Annotated in this window: 19 protein-coding genes; 7 read left to right on the top strand and 12 right to left on the bottom strand. The window is 53.3% G+C overall.

The annotated features are described in order from the left end of the window. Window positions 1-305: 305 nt before the first annotated feature. The 4 genes from ACLJR2_RS02545 to rlmD form a co-directional block, all read right to left on the bottom strand. The gene (locus ACLJR2_RS02545; protein ID WP_015633101.1) at window positions 306-602 is read right to left on the bottom strand and encodes a type II toxin-antitoxin system RelE/ParE family toxin; all 297 of its coding nucleotides are present in this window, start codon (window positions 600-602) and stop codon (window positions 306-308) included. Beyond that, entirely contained in the window at window positions 568-924 is a 357-nt protein-coding gene (locus ACLJR2_RS02540; protein WP_000480218.1) for a type II toxin-antitoxin system ParD family antitoxin, read from the bottom strand. Before ACLJR2_RS02540 ends, ACLJR2_RS02545 begins: the two co-directional genes overlap by 35 nt. 83 nt (window positions 925-1,007) lie before the next feature. After that, on the bottom strand, window positions 1,008-3,242 hold the full coding sequence (relA, locus tag ACLJR2_RS02535; RefSeq protein WP_000226841.1) for a GTP diphosphokinase: 2,235 nt from the start codon (window positions 3,240-3,242) through the stop codon (window positions 1,008-1,010). 51 nt (window positions 3,243-3,293) lie between these two features. Then, window positions 3,294-4,589 carry a 23S rRNA (uracil(1939)-C(5))-methyltransferase RlmD gene (gene rlmD, locus ACLJR2_RS02530; protein WP_000046861.1) on the bottom strand — a complete coding sequence of 432 codons (1,296 nt, stop codon included), beginning with the start codon at window positions 4,587-4,589 and terminating at the stop codon, window positions 3,294-3,296. A 57-nt stretch (window positions 4,590-4,646) separates the two neighbouring features. Here rlmD and barA point away from each other — a divergent pair, with 57 nt between their 5' ends. After that, on the top strand, window positions 4,647-7,403 hold the full coding sequence (gene barA / locus ACLJR2_RS02525; protein WP_000186400.1) for a two-component sensor histidine kinase BarA: 2,757 nt from the start codon (window positions 4,647-4,649) through the stop codon (window positions 7,401-7,403). Between the two features lie 43 nt (window positions 7,404-7,446). Here barA and ACLJR2_RS02520 read toward each other — a convergent pair whose 3' ends face one another. The 4 genes from ACLJR2_RS02520 to gudP all read right to left on the bottom strand — a co-directional run bounded on the left by ACLJR2_RS02520 (window position 7,447) and on the right by gudP (window position 12,723). Further along, on the bottom strand, window positions 7,447-8,589 hold the full coding sequence (locus ACLJR2_RS02520; protein WP_000706477.1) for a glycerate kinase: 1,143 nt from the start codon (window positions 8,587-8,589) through the stop codon (window positions 7,447-7,449). A 77-nt stretch (window positions 8,590-8,666) separates the two neighbouring features. After that, window positions 8,667-10,007, bottom strand: coding sequence for a glucarate dehydratase (gene gudD / locus ACLJR2_RS02515; RefSeq protein WP_000107113.1), 1,341 nt, complete (start codon window positions 10,005-10,007; stop codon window positions 8,667-8,669). A 20-nt stretch (window positions 10,008-10,027) separates the two neighbouring features. Next, window positions 10,028-11,368, bottom strand: a complete 1,341-nt coding sequence (locus ACLJR2_RS02510; protein WP_000211806.1) for an enolase C-terminal domain-like protein — start codon at window positions 11,366-11,368, stop codon at window positions 10,028-10,030. Continuing rightward, the gene (gene gudP / locus ACLJR2_RS02505; RefSeq protein WP_000097015.1) at window positions 11,365-12,723 is read right to left on the bottom strand and encodes a galactarate/glucarate/glycerate transporter GudP; all 1,359 of its coding nucleotides are present in this window, start codon (window positions 12,721-12,723) and stop codon (window positions 11,365-11,367) included. Before gudP ends, ACLJR2_RS02510 begins: the two co-directional genes overlap by 4 nt. A 79-nt stretch (window positions 12,724-12,802) precedes the next feature. Between gudP and ACLJR2_RS02500 the strand changes: the two genes are divergently transcribed. Next, window positions 12,803-13,054: a hypothetical protein gene (locus ACLJR2_RS02500; protein ID WP_001540820.1), complete on the top strand. Its 252-nt coding sequence runs from the start codon at window positions 12,803-12,805 to the stop codon at window positions 13,052-13,054. A 149-nt stretch (window positions 13,055-13,203) separates the two neighbouring features. Here ACLJR2_RS02500 and ACLJR2_RS02495 read toward each other — a convergent pair whose 3' ends face one another. The 4 genes from ACLJR2_RS02495 to syd all read right to left on the bottom strand — a co-directional run bounded on the left by ACLJR2_RS02495 (window position 13,204) and on the right by syd (window position 15,940). Further along, entirely contained in the window at window positions 13,204-13,653 is a 450-nt protein-coding gene (locus ACLJR2_RS02495; RefSeq protein WP_000807740.1) for a flavodoxin, read from the bottom strand. A gap of 18 nt (window positions 13,654-13,671) precedes the next feature. Further along, the gene (gene truC, locus ACLJR2_RS02490; RefSeq protein ID WP_000890031.1) at window positions 13,672-14,454 is read right to left on the bottom strand and encodes a tRNA pseudouridine(65) synthase TruC; all 783 of its coding nucleotides are present in this window, start codon (window positions 14,452-14,454) and stop codon (window positions 13,672-13,674) included. Next, window positions 14,454-14,783: a YqcC family protein gene (locus ACLJR2_RS02485; RefSeq protein WP_001522911.1), complete on the bottom strand. Its 330-nt coding sequence runs from the start codon at window positions 14,781-14,783 to the stop codon at window positions 14,454-14,456. The genes truC and ACLJR2_RS02485 overlap by 1 nt, the downstream gene beginning before the upstream one ends. A gap of 611 nt (window positions 14,784-15,394) precedes the next feature. After that, a complete protein-coding gene (syd, locus tag ACLJR2_RS02480; RefSeq protein WP_000343990.1) occupies window positions 15,395-15,940 on the bottom strand; it encodes a SecY-interacting protein in 546 nt (181 codons plus the stop codon). Between the two features lie 68 nt (window positions 15,941-16,008). On the opposite strand from syd, the gene queF reads away from it, so the two are divergent. The 5 genes from queF to xni all read left to right on the top strand — a co-directional run bounded on the left by queF (window position 16,009) and on the right by xni (window position 22,541). After that, window positions 16,009-16,857 (top strand): NADPH-dependent 7-cyano-7-deazaguanine reductase QueF, encoded by an 849-nt coding sequence (queF, locus tag ACLJR2_RS02475; protein WP_000100462.1) that lies wholly within the window; start codon window positions 16,009-16,011, stop codon window positions 16,855-16,857. A 113-nt stretch (window positions 16,858-16,970) separates the two neighbouring features. After that, the gene (gene ppnN / locus ACLJR2_RS02470) at window positions 16,971-18,335 is read left to right on the top strand and encodes a nucleotide 5'-monophosphate nucleosidase PpnN (RefSeq protein ID WP_000627973.1); all 1,365 of its coding nucleotides are present in this window, start codon (window positions 16,971-16,973) and stop codon (window positions 18,333-18,335) included. 564 nt (window positions 18,336-18,899) lie between these two features. Beyond that, entirely contained in the window at window positions 18,900-20,189 is a 1,290-nt protein-coding gene (sdaC, locus tag ACLJR2_RS02465; RefSeq protein ID WP_000450462.1) for an HAAAP family serine/threonine permease SdaC, read from the top strand. 58 nt (window positions 20,190-20,247) lie between these two features. Then, entirely contained in the window at window positions 20,248-21,615 is a 1,368-nt protein-coding gene (locus tag ACLJR2_RS02460) for an L-serine ammonia-lyase (protein ID WP_000626392.1), read from the top strand. Between the two features lie 170 nt (window positions 21,616-21,785). Beyond that, on the top strand, window positions 21,786-22,541 hold the full coding sequence (xni, locus tag ACLJR2_RS02455) for a flap endonuclease Xni (protein ID WP_001519360.1): 756 nt from the start codon (window positions 21,786-21,788) through the stop codon (window positions 22,539-22,541). Window positions 22,542-22,559: the final 18 nt, after the last annotated feature.

Below are 22,559 nucleotides of genomic sequence, written 5' to 3'. Positions count from 1 at the left end.
CAGTGATTTAACGTCGAAGGGAAAATCTTTCGTTTTGGTTGCACAGGGAACGCTTCGGCATACCAGAAAGGAGGTCAACCCCTCACGGGATAGATCAGAAAATAGATCCAGAATTGCAGGGCGAAAAGAGTTAATGATGAAAAAAGATAAAGAATGAGGAAGCTTAGATCCAGACTCATAGCTAATTATTCATACAATAAATATTATAGTAATGAATGGAATTCAAAATAGGTGTTACGTATTTCAAAGACATAAAATCTTAAGCGATATCACATAGGGTATAACTTGTTTTTTAAATAAAAAGGCTATAACCAATTTACATGCTTACCAGCATCCTGATGCTGGCTCAGAATACGTATCACGATAACTTCCGTAACTGATTGTATAAAATAGATAATATGCCTTTCAAACGGTAAGGCATAAATGTATTCACCCAGTTCAGGTCGAGGCGTGCCAATGTTATTGGCACTCATAATGCTGAATATTTCTGATAGATGATTAATATATCGATCGGCCTTTATTTCGCCAAAATGCTGCCAGCCGTAATGCCAGATATTTTCCAGATCTTCACTGGCCTTTGGCGTTAATTTTACCATTCTCATCGGGTTTGATCATCCCTGTTTTGACCTTCCGTAAAAAGGCATCCTTTTCCCAGGCCTGCGGCTCTCCGCTGTTCAGACCTTCAGCCAGAAGTTCACGTAACGCCTGAAGTCGTGACTCGGCCTGTTTTTCCCTCAGCAGACGAAGAGACTCTCTGATCACTTCACTTTGTGTTCTGTAATCACCTGATTCTATGAGCGATTCAATAAACTCGCGCAGTTCATCGCCAAGATCAACGGTCATTGTTCTGGCCATAACAGCCTCCACTGTAAGTATAAATCTTACATAAGAGTACACTGGAAATGAAATGTACGTCAAAAACATACCCCATATCTCATGCTTATGGGGTTGCTAATACGGCTTTGCTGAACGAGTAGCAAAGCCGCTACATGATTACTGTCTGGGGTTTACCCCCCGTGCAGTCGCCGTGCATCAATCACATCCGGCACCTGGTTCAGCTTACCGAGCACGCGGCCCAGCACCTGCAGGTTGTAGATCTCGATGGTCATATCAATGGTGGCGATCTGCTGTTTAATGTCGCTGCGGCTGGCGACGCCCAGCACGTTGACTTTTTCGTTAGCCAGAATGGTGGTGATATCGCGTAGCAAGCCGCTGCGATCGTTGGCCTGGACGCGCACCACCAGCGAATATCCCGCCGAGTAGCTCTCGCCCCATACCGCCTCTACGATCCGCTCCGGCGCATGGGAGCGCAGTTCCGCCAACTGTTCGCAGTCGGCCCGGTGCACGGAAATACCGCGCCCCTGAGTGATAAACCCAACGATTTCATCCCCCGGAATCGGCTGGCAGCAGCGCGCGATGTGGTGCATCAAATTACCCACGCCTTCTACCACTACGCGCCCGTCGTCTTTACGACGATTTTGCGGCGCGTATGTTTTTTGCTGAAGCTGTTTCAGCGCCGCAGCATCCTGCTCCTCTGCACTCGGCTTATTGAACTGCGATTGCAGGAAATTCACCATCTGATTAAGACGGATATCACCGCCGCCTATCGCCGCCAGCAACTCTTCCAGCTCATTAAAGTTGTAGCGCGGCAGCAGATGTTTCTCGGCCTCTTTCAGGCTAATCCCCAAATGCGCCAGCTCATCGTCGAGGATCTGCCGTCCAGCCAGGATATTTTTGTCACGGTCCTGTTTACGGAACCAGGCGTGAATTTTCGAGCGTCCGCGGCTGGTCGTCACATAGCCCAGGTTTGGATTCAGCCAGTCGCGGCTGGGATTCGGCTGCTTCTGAGTGATAATTTCAACCTGATCGCCCATCTGTAACTGGTAGGTAAACGGTACGATGCGCCCACCAATTTTCGCGCCGATGCAGCGGTGCCCGACATCGCTGTGGATGTGGTAAGCAAAATCGAGCGGCGTAGATCCGGCAGGCAAGTCAACCACGTCGCCTTTTGGCGTAAAAACGTAGACCCGATCGTCAAACACCTGGCTGCGCACTTCATCCAGCATTTCGCCGGAATCGGCCATCTCTTCCTGCCAGGCGATCAGCTTACGCAGCCACGCAATTCTGTCTTCATGACCGGAACGCACGCCGCCGGACGCGGCGCCTTCTTTATACTTCCAGTGTGCCGCCACGCCCAGTTCGGCGTCTTCATGCATCTGTTTGGTACGGATCTGGATCTCAACGGTTTTACCGCCCGGCCCCAGGACCACGGTGTGGATAGACTGGTAACCGTTCGGTTTGGGGTTAGCGACATAATCATCGAATTCATCCGGCAGGTGACGATAGTGCGTATGCACTATCCCCAACGCGGCGTAGCAGTCCTGCAGACGTTCAGCGACAATACGCACGGCGCGCACGTCAAAGAGTTCATCAAACGCCAGATGCTTTTTCTGCATTTTGCGCCAGATGCTATAAATATGTTTTGGTCGTCCGTAGACTTCCGCCTGCACGCCTTCGTTTTTCATTTCGGCGCGCAGATGTCCAACAAACTCTTCGATGTAATGTTCGCGATCGAGACGGCGCTCATGCAGCAGTTTGGCGATGCGTTTGTATTCCGCCGGATGCAGGTAGCGGAAACAGTAGTCTTCCAGTTCCCACTTCAGTTGCCCGATGCCCAGACGATTAGCGAGCGGCGCATAGATGTTGGTACATTCTTTCGCCGCCAGCACGCGCTCATCTTCCGGCGCCTCTTTCACTTCGCGCAAATGAGCGATTCGCTCGGCCAGTTTGATCACCACGCAGCGGAAATCATCCACCATCGCCAATAACATTCGACGGACGTTATCAACCTGCTCCGAAGAAACAGAGTCGTTATGAGTGGCGTTTAGCTGACGGATCGCCGCCATATCGCGCACGCCATGAATCAGGGTAACGATAGATTTGCCGACGCTTTCGCGCAGTACATCTTCGCTGACTACGTTGGCGTCGGCCAGAGGGAACAGTAGCGCCGCCCGCAGCGTGTCGATATCCATACTCAGCGTGGAAAGAATTTCTACCATCTCCACGCCACGCCACAGCAACAGATCCGCATCCGGATGTCCTTGTGTCTGTTGCAGGCAATACGCCCAGGTTTCGGCTAAGCGCTCACACGACTGCTGGCTGGAAATTCCCAGGCTTGCGATCCACTTCTTCGGATCAAATTCACCAGCTTTATTAATATGTGCACTTCTTACCGCGACCATCGTCCTCTCCTTAAGGGACCAGGCCTACCGAAGTCGGTAAGCCGGTAATCATTACATGCGCTCGAACAGAACCATTGATTCCAGATGTCCTGTGTGCGGGAACATGTCGAGCATCGCTAAACGCGTAACCTCATATCCCGCATTGACCAGCGCTTCACTATCGCGCGCCAGCGTCGCCGGGTTACAGGATACATAAACAATGCGAATAGGTTTTAATTTTATAATATGTCGCATCACTCCTGTAGCCCCCGCACGCGCAGGATCGAGTAAGACTTTGTCAAAGCCGTTTTTCGCCCACGGCTGCTTCGTGACATCTTCCTCCAGGTTCTCATGGAAGAATGTCACATTATGTAAACCATTGCGGATGGCGTTTTCACGGCCTTTTTCTACCAGCGCCGGAACGCCCTCAACCCCTACCACGCTTGCCGCGCGCGTTGCCAGCGGCAGCGTAAAATTCCCCATTCCGCAGAACAGATCCAAGACACGATCCTCGGCGCGCACATCAAGCCACTCCAGCGCGCGGGCGACCATTTGCTGGTTTACCGCCTCATTAACCTGAATAAAGTCTCGCGGACTGAAGGCTAAACGTAAGCCGTGCGAATCATACCAGGGCGCCTCGCCAGATACCGTTTCCAGTATCTCGCTAAACGGCGCCAGAAACAGAGACAATCCCTCAGAATGCGAAAAGCGTTCCAGTTTTTCTTTATCCGCCGCACTTAATGGCGCGGTATGGCGCAGAATCATCAGCGTACCGCTTCCCGCCTGTACCAGCTCAACATGCCCAAGATGTCGGGTGCCGTGTAAACTCGCCAGACACGCCCTGATTCGGGGCAGCAATGCTGCAAGCTGGGGCGCCAAAACAGGGCACTGTTCGACATTGACGATATCGCTGGAACCCGCTTTGCGAAATCCCATTTGCAGCGGTTTATCCGGCGGGCAATTCAGACTTAACCGCGCACGACGCCGATAACCCCAGGGCGCGCCGGCGATGATGTCATTCACCTCGTGTTTCATCAAACGCGCCAGCGCCGCGCTTTTGCTGCGTTGTTGCAGGGTGATGCTGACATGCTGTTGCTGACAACCGCCGCAGACGCCAAAATGCGGGCAGCGCGGCGTTTCTCGTTCCGGGCTATCATTCAAACGGCGCGAAACGCGTGCGCGGGCAAATTGCTTTTTATCTTCTGTAATAATGACTTCTGCGCTTTCCTCAGGCAATAAACCGGGGATAAACAGCGCCTTTCCGTTATGACGGGCTACGCCCTGACCAAATGAATCGAGGTCATTGACTTTAACGGTTATGATCTGACGCGTCGTCACGCGCCGTTTTGCAGAGTAGAATTGCGCCATCGACCAGCTTTTTCTCAATTTAACAGTGTGACCCTAATTGTCCCATAACGGAACTCCATGACCAACTACAGCCTGCGCGCACGCATGATGATTCTGATCCTGGCCCCGACCGTCCTGATAGGTTTGCTGCTCAGTATCTTTTTTGTAGTGCACCGCTATAACGACCTGCAGCGTCAACTGGAAGATGCCGGCGCCAGTATTATTGAACCGCTCGCCGTCTCCAGCGAATATGGTATGAACTTACAAAACCGGGAGTCTATCGGCCAACTTATCAGCGTCCTGCACCGCAGACACTCTGATATTGTGCGGGCGATTTCCGTTTATGACGATCATAACCGCCTGTTTGTAACGTCTAATTTCCATCTGGACCCCTCACAGATGCAGCTTCCCGCCGGAGCGCCGTTTCCACGTCGTCTGAGCGTCGATCGCCACGGCGATATTATGATTCTGCGCACCCCGATTATCTCGGAGAGCTATTCGCCGGACGAGTCAGCGATTGCCGACGCGAAAAATACCAAAAATATGCTGGGGTATGTGGCACTTGAACTGGATCTCAAGTCGGTAAGGCTACAGCAATACAAAGAGATTTTTATCTCCAGCGTGATGATGCTTTTTTGTATTGGCATTGCGCTGATCTTTGGCTGGCGGCTTATGCGCGATGTCACCGGGCCTATCCGTAATATGGTGAATACCGTTGACCGCATTCGCCGCGGACAACTGGATAGCCGTGTGGAAGGATTTATGCTGGGCGAGCTGGACATGCTGAAAAACGGCATTAATTCCATGGCGATGTCGCTTGCCGCCTATCACGAAGAGATGCAGCATAATATCGATCAGGCCACCTCGGACCTGCGTGAAACCCTTGAGCAGATGGAAATCCAAAACGTTGAGCTGGATCTGGCGAAAAAGCGCGCCCAGGAAGCGGCGCGTATTAAGTCGGAGTTCCTGGCGAACATGTCGCACGAACTGCGAACGCCGCTGAACGGCGTCATTGGCTTTACCCGCCTGACATTAAAAACGGAGCTGAACCCCACCCAGCGCGACCATCTGAACACCATTGAGCGTTCCGCGAATAATCTGCTGGCGATCATTAATGACGTGCTTGATTTCTCCAAGCTGGAAGCCGGTAAGCTCATTCTGGAAAGTATCCCTTTTCCACTGCGCAACACGCTGGATGAAGTGGTTACGCTGCTGGCCCACTCGTCGCATGATAAAGGGCTGGAGTTGACGTTAAATATTAAAAACGACGTCCCGGATAATGTGATTGGCGACCCGCTGCGCCTGCAACAGGTCATTACTAATCTGGTGGGTAATGCCATTAAGTTCACCGAGAGTGGCAATATCGACATTCTGGTAGAAAAGCGGGCGCTTAGTAACACCAAAGTACAGATTGAAGTGCAGATCCGCGATACGGGGATCGGCATTCCGGAACGCGACCAGTCGCGACTGTTTCAGGCGTTTCGCCAGGCCGATGCCAGTATTTCTCGCCGTCACGGCGGCACCGGGCTTGGGCTGGTGATTACGCAAAAGCTGGTCAACGAAATGGGCGGGGATATCTCTTTCCACAGCCAGCCTAATCGCGGCTCGACCTTCTGGTTTCATATTAATCTTGATCTTAACCCAAATGTTATTATTGACGGGCCGTCGACCGCATGTCTGGCCGGAAAACGGCTGGCTTATGTCGAACCGAATGCTACCGCCGCGCAATGTACCCTGGATCTACTGAGCGACACGCCGGTGGAGGTGGTTTACAGCCCGACCTTCTCCGCGCTGCCGTTAGCGCACTACGATATTATGATTTTGAGCGTTCCGGTGACCTTCCGCGAACCGCTCACCATGCAGCATGAACGTCTGGCGAAAGCGGCGTCAATGACGGACTTTCTACTGCTGGCGCTACCTTGCCATGCGCAAATTAACGCCGAAAAGCTGAAACAAGGAGGCGCGGCGGCCTGTCTGTTAAAACCATTGACGTCAACGCGCCTGTTGCCAGCGCTGACGGAATATTGCCAGTTGAATCACCATCCTGAACCGCTGCTAATGGATACCAGTAAAATCACCATGACGGTTATGGCGGTTGATGATAATCCCGCCAATCTGAAACTTATCGGCGCGTTACTGGAAGATAAAGTCCAGCACGTAGAGCTTTGTGATAGCGGACATCAGGCGGTGGATCGGGCGAAACAAATGCAGTTTGATCTGATTTTGATGGATATTCAGATGCCGGATATGGACGGCATACGCGCCTGCGAATTGATTCACCAGCTTCCTCATCAGCAGCAAACACCGGTTATTGCCGTTACGGCACATGCGATGGCCGGGCAAAAAGAGAAGTTGCTCAGCGCGGGCATGAACGACTATCTGGCTAAACCGATAGAAGAAGAGAAGTTGCATAATCTGTTGCTGCGCTATAAACCCGGCGCCAACGTAGCAGCGCGTCTGATGGCGCCGGAACCGGCTGAGTTTATCTTCAATCCAAATGCGACGCTCGACTGGCAGCTTGCGCTCCGCCAGGCTGCCGGTAAGCCCGATCTGGCACGGGATATGCTGCAAATGCTGATTGATTTTCTGCCGGAAGTGCGCAACAAAATTGAAGAACAACTGGTGGGAGAAAATCCCAACGGTCTGGTCGATCTGGTCCATAAGCTACACGGGAGCTGCGGCTATAGCGGCGTACCGCGGATGAAGAACCTTTGCCAGCTTATTGAGCAACAGCTTCGCAGCGGCGTCCACGAAGAGGAGCTGGAGCCTGAGTTTCTGGAGCTGCTGGATGAGATGGATAATGTCGCGCGTGAAGCGAAGAAGATATTAGGCTGATATTCGCCGGATGGCGGCGTGACCGCCTTATCCGGCCTACAACTCAGCGTAACTGTTGCCCCGCTTTCAGCGTTGCAGCCACGTTGCGCGCGGTCATTCGTACGTTTTCACTCGCATTCTTCAGCGCGTCCTCCAACGTGCAGATGGTATAAATCACGCTGAAAACGGCATCAAGCCCATGTTCATGAACCACGCCAACGTCCGCCGTCAGGCTACCCGCAATACCAATTACCGGCTTGTTATACCGTTTGGCGATGTTTGCCACGCCAATAGGGACTTTACCGTGAATGGTCTGACTGTCGATGCGGCCCTCGCCGGTGATGACTAAATCGGCATCCGCAAGACACGCTTCCAGATGAAGCGCATCGGTGACAATCTCAATACCACGCCGTAGCTGCGCGCCGCAAAACGCGTATAACGCCGCCCCCATGCCGCCTGCCGCGCCGCCGCCTGCCAGATCCAACACATCGACATGCAGATCGCGGGCAATCAAATGCGCATAGCGAGTCAATGCCGTATCCAGGCGTTCAATCATTTCCGGCGTCGCCCCTTTTTGCGGACCAAAAACCGCAGAAGCGCCCTCTTTACCGGTAAGGGGATTCGTGACATCGCAGGCGACCTCTATATGACACGCCGACAAACGCTTATCCAGACCGCTGATATCAATGCTGGCGAGTGTTTCCAGCCCAATGCCGCCTTGCGCAATATCATTGCCCTGCGCATCCCGTAGCCTGGCCCCCAGCGCCTGCACCATCCCCGCGCCGCCATCGTTGGTGGCGCTACCGCCGATACCAATAATGATATGCTCAACGCCCGCATCCAGCGCATGACGGATCAGCTCGCCGGTTCCCCATGACGTGGTCTTCAACGGATCGCGTTGCGCGGGCGGCACCTGCTCCAGCCCGCTGGCGGCCGCCATTTCAATGAACGCGGAACGCGCATCGCCGGAAAGCCCATAAAACGCATTGACGCGATGCCCCAACGGCCCGGTGACCTCAACATGTACGATTCGACCCGCCGTCGCTTCAACCATCGCTTCGACAGTACCTTCTCCGCCATCAGCCAGCGGTAATTTCAGGTAATCGGCGTCAGGCCAGATCTCGCGAAATCCTTGTTCAATGGCGGTCGCTACCTCAAGAGCACTCAAACTTTCCTTATACGAGTCTGGTGCGATCACTATTTTCATAAGTCGTCCTTACGCATGTTGATCCTGTTAAGCATACACCCAGAGAAGAACCGGTTCCTTACGGAACCGGCTCTGACTTAACGCACCATGCAAGGACGCTTATTATCAAACGTCCAGCCAGGAATTAAGTACTGCATTCCCATCGCGTCGTCACGCGCGCCTAAGCCATGTTTTTGATAGAGCTCATGCGCTTTCATCACCTGATCCATATCGAGCTCAACGCCCAGACCCGGTTTGGTCGGTACTTGCACCATGCCGCCTTTAATTTCAAACGGTTCTTTAGTCAGACGTTGGTTGCCTTCCTGCCAGATCCAGTGGGTATCGATCGCGGTGATCTTGCCCGGCGCCGCCGCGGCAACATGGGTAAACATCGCCAACGAAATATCAAAGTGGTTGTTAGAGTGCGAGCCCCAGGTCAGACCGAACTCATGACACATTTGCGCCACGCGTACAGAGCCTTGCATAGTCCAGAAGTGCGGGTCCGCCAGCGGGATATCGACGGATTGCAGCGACAGCGTATGCCCCATTTGACGCCAGTCGGTCGCTATCATATTGGTGGCCGTCGGTAATCCGGTCGCGCGACGGAATTCCGCCATCACTTCACGACCAGAAAAACCCTGCTCCGCGCCGCACGGATCTTCTGCATAGGCCAGAGAACCTTTCAGGTATTTACCAATGCTGATCGCTTCGTTCAGCGACCAGGCACCGTTTGGATCGAGCGTGACGCGCGCTTGTGGGAAACGTTTCGCCAGCGCCACGATTGACTCGGCCTCTTCTTCGCCCGCCAGCACGCCGCCTTTCAGTTTGAAGTCGTTGAAGCCGTATTTTTCATAGGCGGCTTCCGCCAGACGCACTACCGTTTCCGGCGTCATCGCCTCTTCATGGCGCAGACGATACCAGTCGCATTGCTCATCCGGCTGGCTCTGATACGGCAGCGGCGTAGCCTTGCGATTACCGACAAAGAACAGATAACCCAGCATTTCGACTTCGCTTCGCTGCTGACCGTCGCCTAACAGCGAAGCGACGTTGACGCCCAAGTGTTGGCCCAAAAGGTCAAGCATTGCCGCTTCAATGCCAGTCACCACATGGATAGTGGTACGGAGATCGAACGTTTGTAAACCGCGTCCGCCCGCATCGCGATCGGCAAACTGGTTGCGAACGGCGGTCAGGACATTTTTATATTCACCCAGCGTTTTTCCCACCACCAGTGGGATCGCATCTTCCAGCGTTTTGCGAATTTTTTCGCCGCCCGGAATCTCGCCGACCCCGGTATGGCCGGAGTTATCTTTAATAATGACGATGTTGCGCGTGAAGAACGGGGCGTGCGCGCCGCTCAGGTTCATCAGCATACTGTCATGACCCGCAACCGGGATAACCTGCATTTCAGTCACTACAGGCGTCGTAAATTGAGTACTCATAACTGTGTCCTTATTCAGAATTAGTGACGACCAAAAACAGGGCGTTTGCGGTCAAAAGTCCAGCCAGGGATCAGGTATTGCATCGGGCCTGCATCATTACGCGCGCCGCCTGGCAGCTTTTTATACGCGTCATGCGCTTTTCGCACCTGTTCCCAGTCAAGCTCCACGCCCAGTCCTGGCGCATCCGGAACGGCAATTTTGCCGTTTTTAATTTCCAGCGGATTTTTAGTCAGGCGGCAATCGCCCTCCTGCCAGATCCAGTGCGTATCAATAGCGGTGGGTTTGCCTGGCGCCGCCGCGCCGACATGGGTAAACATCGCCAGTGAAATATCAAAATGGTTATTCGAATGGCAGCCCCAGGTTAGCCCCCAGTCATCGCACAGTTGCGCCACGCGAACGGCGCCGGTGAGGGTCCAGAAATGCGGGTCGGCAAGAGGAATATCTACCGCGTTGAGCATCACTGCATGTCCCATTTCACGCCAGTTGGTGGCAATCATATTGGTCGCCACCGGCAGTCCTGTAGCGCGGCGGAACTCCGCCATGACTTCACGACCAGAGAATCCTTGCTCCGCGCCGCACGGATCTTCCGCGTAGGTCAGTACATCATTCAGCCCTTTGCACAACGCAATGGCTTCATCCAGTAGCCAGGCGCCGTTCGGATCCACGGTAATACGTGCGTCCGGGAAGCGTTTTTTTAGCGCGCGAACGGTATCAATCTCTTGTTCGCCCGGCAGCACGCCGCCCTTGAGTTTAAAATCTTTAAAGCCGTAGCGATCCTGAGACGCTTCCGCCAGCCGCACGACCGCGTCGCTGTTCAGCGCTTCCTGATGACGCAGGCGATACCATTCATGACTGCCCGGCGTGCTTTCCAGATACGGCAGATCGGTTTTAGTACGATCGCCAATATAGAAGAGATAGCCCAACACGGTGACGGCATCGCGCTGTTTACCGGGGCCTAACAGTTCACAGACCGGCACATTAAGCGCCTGCCCCAGTAGATCAAGCAGCGCCGCTTCCAAAGCTGCCACCGCGTTAACCCGCAATTCAAACGTCCATGCGCCTTTACCAAAGGTGTCAAAATCAGCGGCCTGGTTGCCTTTATGCACCTGCTGCACCACTTTGTTCAGGCGGGCGACTTCCTGGCCTAATACCATCGGAATAGCATCGACCAGCGTCTGATAAATCACTTCTCCACCCGGCGCCTCGCCGACGCCAGTATGCCCGGCGTTATCGGTGAGGACGACGATGTTACGGGTGAAGTACGCGTTATGCGCGCCGCCGATGTTGAGTAGCATACTGTCATGTCCGGCAACCGGAATGACCTTCATGTCTGTAATAACGGGACTGGATTGCGTTGTCATGATAATTGTCCTGCGACAGGTTTCAGTTCAATACGCTTAATATCGCCTACCAGCACCAGATAGCTGATGATGGCCACCAGGGCATGTACGCCGACATAGATCAACGCGCCGTTGAAGGAACCGGTGGTGCCAACGATGTAACCAATCGCGATTGGCGTCACAATACCGGAGATATTGCCGAACATATTAAACAAGCCGCCGGAAAGACCGCTGATCTCTTTCGGCGCGGTATCCGCCATTACTGCCCAGCCCAACGCGCCGATACCTTTACCGAAGAAGGCCAACGCCATAAAGCCGATGATCATCCATTCCACGTTCACATAGTTACAGAACACCATAACCATTGACAGCAACATCCCCAGCACAATCGGCGTCTTGCGCGCGATATTCAGGGAGCCAGTACGACGCATCAGCCAGTCGGAAATGATGCCGCCCAACACACCGCCGATAAAGCCGCAGACCGCAGGAACCGAGGCGACAAAGCCCGCTTTGAGAATCGACATGCCGCGCGCCTGGACCAAATAGACCGGGAACCAGGTAATAAAGAAATAGGTCAATGCGTTAATACAGTACTGACCGATGTAAACGCCAATCATCATACGAGAGCCCAGCAGCTGTTTGATCTGGCCCCATTTGACGCTAAACGGTACTTTCGCTTTGGTGTCTTTCTGATCCATATTGATCAGCGCGCCGCCTTCTGCGATGTACTCCAACTCTTTCTTATTTACGCCCGGATGGTTATTTGGTTCATGGATAACTTTCAACCAGATAAAGCTGATGATGATCCCTAACCCGCCCATAAAGAAGAAGACATGCGACCAGCCCACTTCGTGCGTCAGCCAGCCCATAATCGGCGCGAAAATAACCGTGGCAAAGTATTGCGCGGAGTTAAAGATGGCCACCGCCGTTCCCCTCTCCTGCGCCGGGAACCAGGCTGCAACAATGCGACTGTTGCCCGGGAAAGAAGGCGATTCCGCCAGACCAACCAGGAAACGAAGCGTAAAGAGGGCGACAATAATGCCGAAACCACTAAAGATATCGACAAAACCCTGCAACAGGGTGAAGACTGACCAAATGAAAATAGACCAGAAATAGACGCGTTTGGAACCAAAGCGGTCCAGCAGCCAGCCGCCCGGGATCTGCCCGATAACATAGGCCCATGAAAAAGCAGAAAAAACATAGCCCATACCTACCGGATCAAGGCCGATATCTTTGGCCATTTCTGAGCCGGCAATGGACAATGTGGCGCGGTCGCCGTAGTTGAAGGATGTGACGATAAACAGCATCACCACTATCCAGTAGCGGGCGTTCGTGCGTTTCTCCGCACTGCTCGCCGCGTGACTTAATGAACTCATTGTTGCACTCCTGAAATTTCGCGTTAGCTACGCTCACTCTGAACTGCACAACCGGTAGGGAATCAGAGATAACGTTTCCTTGTTGCAGCTTTTATTAGGTCGTTTGCTTTGCACGCTGCATGCTTTTATTCACTGGCAGGAAAAGTATAAAAAGCGCGCCACACACACTCACCGTGCAACAACACAGTATTTTGGCGATGAATTACGCCTGTTTATGGCAAAAGCCCAGGACAGTGGAAGCCACTTCACGGAAATGAAATCAGAAGGCGTCGGCGTCGACGCAGGAGGAATAAAAAGAGAAGAATGTGAAACAGGTCGCTTGATTACATGAAAACGCCCGTAAAAAACTGCCGCTTTTGCGGGCATATGCCCAAAGCTAACACGATTCAGTTACTTTACACTGTATACAGGTCGTGATTTTGCTTACTGGCAACGCAAGCAAACGAAAAGGTACCCTCCCGTAGGGGGGAGGGATTTACCTCAGGAAAGTAAAGTTCCCCAGTTTTCAACCCAGGGATTGGACTGGCTCTCCGGCTCCGGATGTTCGCTGGCGTCAATGAATAACATCTCCCCCACCCGCTGCGCGCTTTGCTCTTGCAACAGGGCATCAAACTGTTTGCCGCCATTACAGAAATTGGGGTAGCTGCTATCACCTAGCGCAATCACCCCGTAACGCAGGTTTGGCTGAAAACCCAACGTATCTTTAATGCCGTGAAAGAGCGGCGCAATGCTATCCGGTAGTTCGCCCTGCCCGGTCGTCGAGGTAACGACCAGCGCAACCTTATCCTGATATTGCTGCCAGTCGGACAGTTCAGGATCTTCAAACACGGTCGCGCTGTGGCCCTGTCTGGCGAGGATCGCTTCCGCTTCTTCCGCCACCAGCAGTGAGTTGCCATACATAGTCCCGACAAAAATACCAATTTCTGCCATTATGCGTATCTCCCTGAATTATGCCTGATGAGTCTCATCCTGCCGGGACGCCGCCGTAAACTCAACCCTTTCATTGTCAGGGAGAAGTCCACGCCAGCCAAACTGTGTCAGCGCCTGCATCCAGGTTTCATCCAACCCGGCCTGAATTATCAACGGCTGTCCGGTGAAGGGGTGCGTCAGTTCAAGCCGACTGGCATGAAGCATCAGGCGACGACAGGCAAAATGCTCTGCGGCGCTGCGGTTTTGTCGCAAATCGCCATGCTTGCTGTCGCCGATGATAGGATGACGCAGATGCGCCAGATGACGACGAAGCTGGTGCTTGCGTCCCGTTCTTGGTTCCAGCTCAACCAGGCCATAACGCGTGGTGGGATAACGCCCGGTCGGCACCGCCATTTCGACCGTCGCCAGCCCGCGATACTGCGTTACAGCCGGCTGGGGCGCTTTATCTTCGCGGGCGAATTTATCGGCAATTTTATCGCGCTCTTCCACCAGCGGATAATCCAGTACCGCGTCATCCATCAGCCAGCCGCGCACAATGGCATGGTAGCGTTTACGGATGTGGTGCTGCTCGAACTGCTGCGCCAGACGGCGTCCCGCTTCGCTGGACAGCCCCATTAACAGTACGCCCGACGTGGGTCTGTCGAGACGGTGGGCGGTAAAAACATGCTGGCCGATTTGGTCGCGCACCGTTTGCATGACCACGACTTTTTCGTCGCGATCCAGCCAGCTCCGGTGAACAAGCCAGCCTGCGGGTTTATTCACGGCAACCAGCCACGGGTCTTGATAGAGGATCTCCAGCATCAGGATTTATCGCGGGCGAATAGCGCATCCAGATCCTGCAAAACCGCCAGGATCGCCTCCCGCTGCGGATGATCCGCCGCCAGCGCCATTTCATAATAAGGGGCGACGGCAAACGCCTCGGGCAGCGGCTGCGCATTATCAAGTAGGGTATGCATACGTGGGATCAATACCCATTGCAGCCATTCCAGCGGTTCCATGGTATCCATAAAAAATGGTTGGGTGCTGGTAAACAGGTGCGCCTGCGGCGCATCCTGCCGCCAGTGGCGATGCTCGCGCAGCAGCGTTTCAAGCGTATGTAACTGCTGACGCACACGGTCATGAGTCGTCATGTTAAAAACCTCAATGATGAAAATCTGGCGCGAAGAATAACAAAAAAAAGGGAGCACTGTATAAACAGTGCTCCCGGTTCGTTTCGCAGCATTCCAGCTACTTTTCGTGCTCCCTGCTCATCCGTGACAACTTTTCCTGTGACCTTACGGCCTGTTCATCCTGAACGTTTGCATCCTGCGCACATCGCCCGATGTGATAGCTTCTTCCTGAAGCGTCCCTGGTCATCCAGACCCGCCGAACATCCTGATCGGCTCTCGTTCTCCGTCCTGGAGGTGTCCTTTAACGCATCCTGCGCTTTCCACTTTGCTTCATCCTGAAGCCTTTCCTTGTAACACCATCCTGGCGTGTCCTGCTGAAGCGTCATCATCCTGACGTTCGCTTCGTTGTACGACTCCCTGTCGACGAAGATAGAATCGCCTGTTTCACCTTGTCTTACAAGACGCTTACAGACAATACCTTAAGTAAATTTTCATATGAAAGTGCGCAAAAACATTTTAATTAGTTGTTTTATATAGACTTACATAAGAAAACGGGGCTCAGTATCCGCTGATATCCTGGCGATCTCCTACAGACTTTGTAAGAGATCTCTCACACCTGTTAGGGCAAACGATTACAGAAGAGGATTAAGTTGCGTAAGGAATTCCGCAAGCGTTGCGGCAAGAACGGTACGATTGCGGGTGCCCAGCGTTTCTTTAATCACCTCGCCGGACAGATTACAGACCGAAATGACCTCAAGCTCATTTTCCTGCGTCGCAATAAAAAGCGTGGGAGGAAGCTTGAGCCGCTTTTGCGTGACCAGGTGGCCTATCAGATTTTCCTGCACGCGCCGAAAGTCATCCTGACTCCAGGTTTGCAGTAGCGTAAGCTTTTCATCCGCAAACTGCGCGGGCATGTCGCCAGCAAACTGCGTGGTGTAAAACGCGTGGAGCGCAGGTTGTACCATAATATCAAAGGCGCGTTCAACCGCGTTTACATTTTCTTCGCCTTCAAAAGGTTGCGGCTGCCAGTAAACGGCATCGCGGGTTGAAGAAATAATGCACGGAGAAGGTACGCCATACAGTTCTTCGCTCAACGGCCAGCTACCGTGTTTTTCTTGCCACGCGTCGCAGTAACGCGTCGTAAAGGCTTTCAATGCCTGCGCTGTCAGTTCGTCCACCAGTTTCTCTCTTCATAAAAGCCAGGATACACTTGGCGCATAGTGTATCTGGTTTATGACGGTGAAACATGTCTTCTTATGAAAACCATCAGGCTCTCGATGGCCTGACTCTCGGAAAATCAACGGATTACCGGGACAATTATGACGCCAGCCTGCTGCAGGGTGTACCGCGCAGTTTGAATCGTGACCCGCTCGGATTAACAGCCGATAATTTGCCGTTCCACGGCGCGGATATCTGGACGTTGTATGAACTTTCCTGGCTTAACAGCCAGGGTCTTCCACAGGTCGCCGTCGGGCATGTCGAACTGGATTACACCAGCGTTAATTTAATCGAATCCAAAAGCTTTAAACTGTATCTGAACAGCTTTAACCAGACGCGCTTTGACACCTGGGAGACGGTGCGCCAGACGCTGGAGCGCGATCTGCGCGCCTGCGCGCAGGGCAACGTTAGCGTGAGGCTTCATCGTCTTGATGAGCTGGAAGGACAGCCTGTCGCCCATTTCCACGGCACCTGTATTGACGATCAGGATATCAGTATCGACAACTACCAGTTTACTACCGACTATCTGCAACATGCGGTCAGCGGCGAGAAGCAAGTAGAGGAGACGCTGGTCAGTCATCTGTTGAAATCCAACTGCCTGATCACCCACCAACCGGACTGGGGCTCGATACAAATTCAGTATCGCGGGCGCAAAATCGACAGGGAAAAACTGCTGCGTTATCTGGTCTCCTTCCGTCACCATAATGAATTTCACGAGCAGTGCGTAGAGCGTATTTTTAATGACATTCTGCGCTTCTGCCAGCCGGAAACGTTAAGCGTTTATGCGCGCTATACCCGCCGCGGCGGGCTGGACATTAATCCCTGGCGCAGCAATACCGATTTCGCGCCCGCCACAGGCAGGCTGGCGCGACAGTAATTTTTTTTGTCAATTTTGCGTGCCGGATTGCGCATGTAAGGTTGTGAAAGGTCATCAGCCAGGGCTATTGTAATCAACAGGGAATGGCGTGTTGCGTCCCATAAGGAGTTTACTTGATTACACATATTAGCCCGCTTGGCTCAATGGATATGTTGTCGCAACTGGAAGTGGACATGCTGAAACGCACGGCCAGTAGCGACCTGTATCAACTGTTTCGTAACTGTTCACTTGCCGTTCTTAACTCCGGCAGCCTGACCGACAACAGCAAAGAGCTGCTGTCCCGCTTTGAAAATTTCGATATTAACGTACTGCGCCGCGAGCGCGGCGTGAAGCTGGAATTGATTAATCCGCCTGAAGACGCCTTTGTTGACGGGCGGATTATTCGTGCGCTACAGGCTAACCTGTTCGCGGTGCTGCGCGACATTCTCTTTGTGAATGGGCAGATCCACAATGCCGGCCGTTTCCAGCATCTGGATCTTGAAAGCTCAACACATATCACCAATCTGGTGTTCTCCATTTTGCGCAACGCCCGGGCGCTGCACGTCGGCGAAGCGCCAAACATGGTGGTATGCTGGGGCGGCCACTCAATTAACGAAAACGAGTACCTGTATGCCCGTCGCGTCGGCACGCAGTTGGGATTACGCGAGCTGAACATCTGCACCGGCTGCGGCCCTGGGGCGATGGAAGCCCCCATGAAGGGCGCGGCGGTCGGTCACGCGCAACAGCGTTATAAAGACAGCCGCTTTATCGGCATGACTGAGCCTTCCATTATTGCGGCTGAACCGCCTAACCCGCTGGTGAACGAACTGATCATCATGCCGGATATCGAAAAACGCCTGGAAGCGTTCGTCCGTATCGCACACGGTATCATCATCTTCCCGGGCGGCGTGGGTACGGCGGAAGAGCTGCTTTACTTGCTGGGGATTCTGATGAATCCAGCCAATAAAAATCAGGTGCTGCCGCTGATCCTGACCGGACCAAAAGAGAGCGCCGATTACTTCCGCGTGCTGGATGAATTTATTACCCATACGCTGGGCGAAGCGGCCCGCCGTCATTACCGCATCATCATTGACGATGCGGCGGAGGTAGCGCGGCTGATGAAGAAAGCGATGCCGCAAGTGAAAGAGAATCGCCGCGATACCGGCGACGCCTATAGTTTTAACTGGTCGATGCGTATTGCACCGGATCTTCAGGTACCGTTTGAACCGTCGCATGAGAATATGGCCAACCTGAAACTGTACCCGGATCAGCCGGTTGAGATTCTGGCGGCGGATCTGCGGCGCGCCTTCTCCGGTATTGTCGCGGGGAACGTGAAGGAGGTCGGGATACGCGCCATTGAAGCTAATGGTCCGTATAAAATCCACGGCGATCGAGAGATGATGCGTCGCATGGACGATCTGCTGCAGGGATTCGTCGCGCAGCATCGTATGAAATTGCCGGGTTCCGCCTACATCCCCTGTTACGAGATCTGCGCTTAGCGCTTATGCCCGGTTGCCGCCAGCAGCCGGGCGCTTCTCCCATTCCTTTCATTGCGGTATGGCAATTAACGCATGCCTTCATTTTTTATGATGATCATCAGAGGCATAGCCCGCATTGTTTTATAAACACCATTTATAATTCATCATAAATAGATTGCCAGGCAAACGTTTACTTCACTCCTCTTACCGTGATTTATCGGTCCAAACTCTTATTCTTCGCCAGAATCCACTAAAAACCTTGATTTTTATAGTCAAACCTCCGTATCTTGCGCCCCAATCTTTCCGGCCTTATATCGTTAATGGTAGCCTTCGCGCCCGGAAATTCGTTATGACGTTTTTTTAATAGATTAATGGTCCAAATTTATCCATGTAAGAAGCGGATTATTGCATTTGAGATCGGGATCACTGATAGATTCATCACTTAAATGTATCTTTCCGCCCGAAAATTATTACGGCGAAAAATTATATAAAAAGCGTCCCTAAGCAGATTTCATTTTACGATCAGGTCTTTTTTCATTGGATTAGACCAGCAACCTGATTTTTAGCATCCTCCAGGAGAAATAGATGGAAACCACTCAGACCAGCACGATTGCTTCGATTGACTCTCGAAGCGCATGGCGCAAAACGGATACCATGTGGATGCTGGGCCTTTACGGCACGGCAATCGGCGCGGGCGTTCTGTTCCTGCCGATCAACGCAGGCGTCGGCGGCATGATTCCGCTCATCATCATGGCGATTCTCGCTTTCCCGATGACCTTTTTCGCACACCGTGGTTTAACCCGCTTCGTGCTGTCCGGTAAAAACCCGGGTGAAGACATCACTGAAGTCGTTGAGGAACACTTCGGTATCGGCGCAGGTAAACTGATTACCCTGCTTTACTTCTTCGCGATTTACCCCATCCTGCTGGTTTACAGCGTGGCGATTACTAATACCGTGGAAAGCTTCCTGACCCACCAGTTAGCGATTAATCCGCCGCCGCGGGCGATTCTTTCCCTGATCCTGATTGTTGGCATGATGACTATCGTGCGCTTCGGCGAGCAAATGATCGTTAAGGCGATGAGTATCCTGGTATTCCCGTTCGTCGCTGCGCTGATGCTGCTGGCCTTGTACCTGATCCCGCAGTGGAACGGCGCGGCGCTGGAAACGCTGTCCTTTGATTCCGCCGCGTCTACCGGTAACGGTCTGTGGATGACGCTGTGGCTGGCGATTCCGGTGATGGTTTTCTCTTTCAACCACTCCCCGATCATCTCCTCCTTCGCGGTTGCGAAGCGTGAAGAGTACGGTGAAGGCGCAGAGAAGAAATGTTCTAAAATTCTGGCCTTCGCCCACATCATGATGGTGCTGACCGTGATGTTCTTCGTCTTCAGCTGCGTGCTGAGCCTGACGCCGGCAGATCTGGCAGCGGCAAAAGAGCAGAACATCTCTATTCTGTCTTACCTGGCAAACCACTTTAACGCGCCGATCATCGCCTGGATGGCGCCGATCATTGCGATGATTGCTATCACCAAATCCTTCCTCGGCCACTACCTGGGCGCGCGTGAAGGCTTTAACGGGATGGTGATTAAATCGCTGCGTGGTAAAGGTAAATCCATCGAAATCAACAAACTGAATAAAATTACCGCGCTGTTCATGCTGGTCACCACCTGGATTGTGGCGACGCTGAACCCCAGCATCCTGGGCATGATTGAAACCCTGGGCGGCCCGATCATCGCGATGATTCTGTTCCTGATGCCGATGTATGCCATCCAGAAAGTACCGGCAATGCGTAAGTACAGCGGTCATATCAGCAACGTATTCGTTGTGATTATGGGCCTGATTGCCATCTCCGCTATTTTCTACTCACTGTTCAGCTAAGTCCTTTAGCGCCGCTTACCGCGGCGCTTCTCTATGATACAACCGCAATGGATGCCCTATGATTAGCGTATTCGATATTTTTAAAATCGGCATTGGCCCTTCCAGTTCTCACACCGTCGGACCAATGAAAGCAGGCAAGCAGTTCACGGACGATCTGATTGCCCGCCATATCCTTACAGATGTCACCCGCGTCGTGGTGGATGTCTACGGCTCTCTGTCATTGACGGGTAAAGGCCACCACACTGATATCGCCATTATTATGGGCCTGGCGGGGAATCTGCCGGACACCGTCGATATCGACGCCATTCCGTCCTTTATCCAGGATGTGAACACCCATGGGCGTTTACTACTGGCTAATGGGCAGCATGAAGTCGAATTTCCGGTCAATAAGTGCATGAATTTCCACGCCGACAACCTGTCTCTGCATGAAAACGGGATGCGTATTACCGCGCTGGCGGGCGATAAGGTGCTCTACAGCCAAACCTACTACTCCATTGGCGGCGGCTTTATCGTCGATGAAGAGCACTTTGGTTTGACGAATAGCGAACCCGTTAACGTACCGTACCCTTATAAAACCGCCGCGGATTTACAGCGCCACTGCCAGGAGACGGGTCTGTCGCTCTCCGGTCTGATGATGCAAAACGAACTGGCCCTGCACAGTAAAGAAGCGCTGGAGCAGCACTTCGCCAGGGTCTGGGAGGTGATGCGCAGCGGTATTGAGCGCGGTATCACCACCGAGGGCGTATTGCCGGGCAAACTGCGCGTTCCGCGTCGCGCGGCGGCGCTGCGTCGGGTGCTGGTCAGTCAGGATAAGACCACCACCGATCCGATGGCGGTCGTCGACTGGATCAATATGTTCGCGCTGGCGGTGAACGAAGAGAATGCCGCAGGCGGACGAGTAGTCACTGCGCCGACTAACGGCGCATGTGGTATTGTTCCGGCGGTGCTGGCGTACTATGACAAGTTTATCCGCGAAGTAAATGCTAACTCGCTTGCTCGCTATATGCTGGTCGCCAGTGCGATTGGCTCGCTGTATAAGATGAACGCCTCTATTTCCGGCGCCGAAGTGGGTTGTCAGGGAGAGGTCGGCGTGGCCTGTTCCATGGCGGCAGCGGGTCTGGCCGAGCTGCTGGGCGGTAGTCCGGCGCAGGTGTGTATCGCCGCAGAAATCGCCATGGAGCATAATCTGGGGTTAACTTGCGATCCGGTTGCCGGTCAGGTACAGGTTCCCTGCATTGAGCGTAACGCGATTGCTTCAGTCAAAGCGGTCAACGCCGCGCGTATGGCGCTGCGCCGTACCAGCGAACCGCGCGTATGCCTCGATAAAGTGATTGAGACCATGTACGAAACCGGTAAAGACATGAACGCTAAGTACCGCGAAACTTCGCGCGGCGGCCTGGCGATGAAGATCGTTACCTGCGATTAATTCTCAGCACATTTTAGGATCTGTAGGCCGGATAAGGCGCTCGCCGCCATCCGGCTTTTGTTGCCTGATGGCGCCTCGCTTATCAGGCCTACGGATAGCGCTATTTCGCAATGCTCGCCTCCCCCCGCCGTGAATGTTACCCTACGCGCAGGTTTGTAAGGGAGAACACCGTGGCTGCTCATCTGCTTATCGTCGACGCGCTCAATTTGATTCGCCGTATTCACGCCGTTCAGGGATCGCCCTGTGTGGAAACCTGCCAACACGCGCTCGATCAATTGATTATTCACAGCCAGCCAACCCATGCCGTAGCGGTATTTGATGACGACGCGCGCAGTAGCGGCTGGCGTCATCAGCGTTTGCCGGACTACAAAGCAGGACGTCCGCCGATGCCTGACGATTTACATAATGAAATGCCCGCCCTACGCGCCGCGTTTGAACAGCGCGGCGTACGCTGTTGGGCATCAGACGGTAACGAAGCGGACGATCTGGCGGCGACGCTGGCGCTAAAAGTTACCGAAGCCGGACACCAGGCAACCATTGTGTCAACCGATAAAGGCTATTGCCAGTTGCTCTCTCCGGGATTGCGCATTCGCGACTACTTCCAGAAACGCTGGCTGGACGCGCCGTTTATTGAAAAAGAGTTTGGCGTACTTCCCCGGCAGTTGCCGGATTACTGGGGTCTGGCAGGAATCAGCAGTTCGAAAGTCCCCGGCGTTGCCGGTATCGGCCCCAAAAGCGCGACCCAGCTGTTGATTCAGTTTCAAAATCTGGAGGGAATTTACGCCCATCTGGACGAGGTGCCGGAAAAGTGGCGCAAAAAGCTTGAGACGCATAAAGAAATGGCATTTCTTTGCCGCGATATTGCACGTCTGCAAACCGATTTACATATCGACGGAAACTTACAGCAGCTACGGCTGGCGCGGTAGTTTTGTTGCCGGATGGCG

Source organism: Salmonella sp. SAL03688 (assembly GCF_046551895.1).
Lineage (GTDB): Bacteria > Pseudomonadota > Gammaproteobacteria > Enterobacterales > Enterobacteriaceae > Salmonella > Salmonella enterica.
This window is presented reverse-complemented; position numbering and strand designations above follow the sequence as displayed.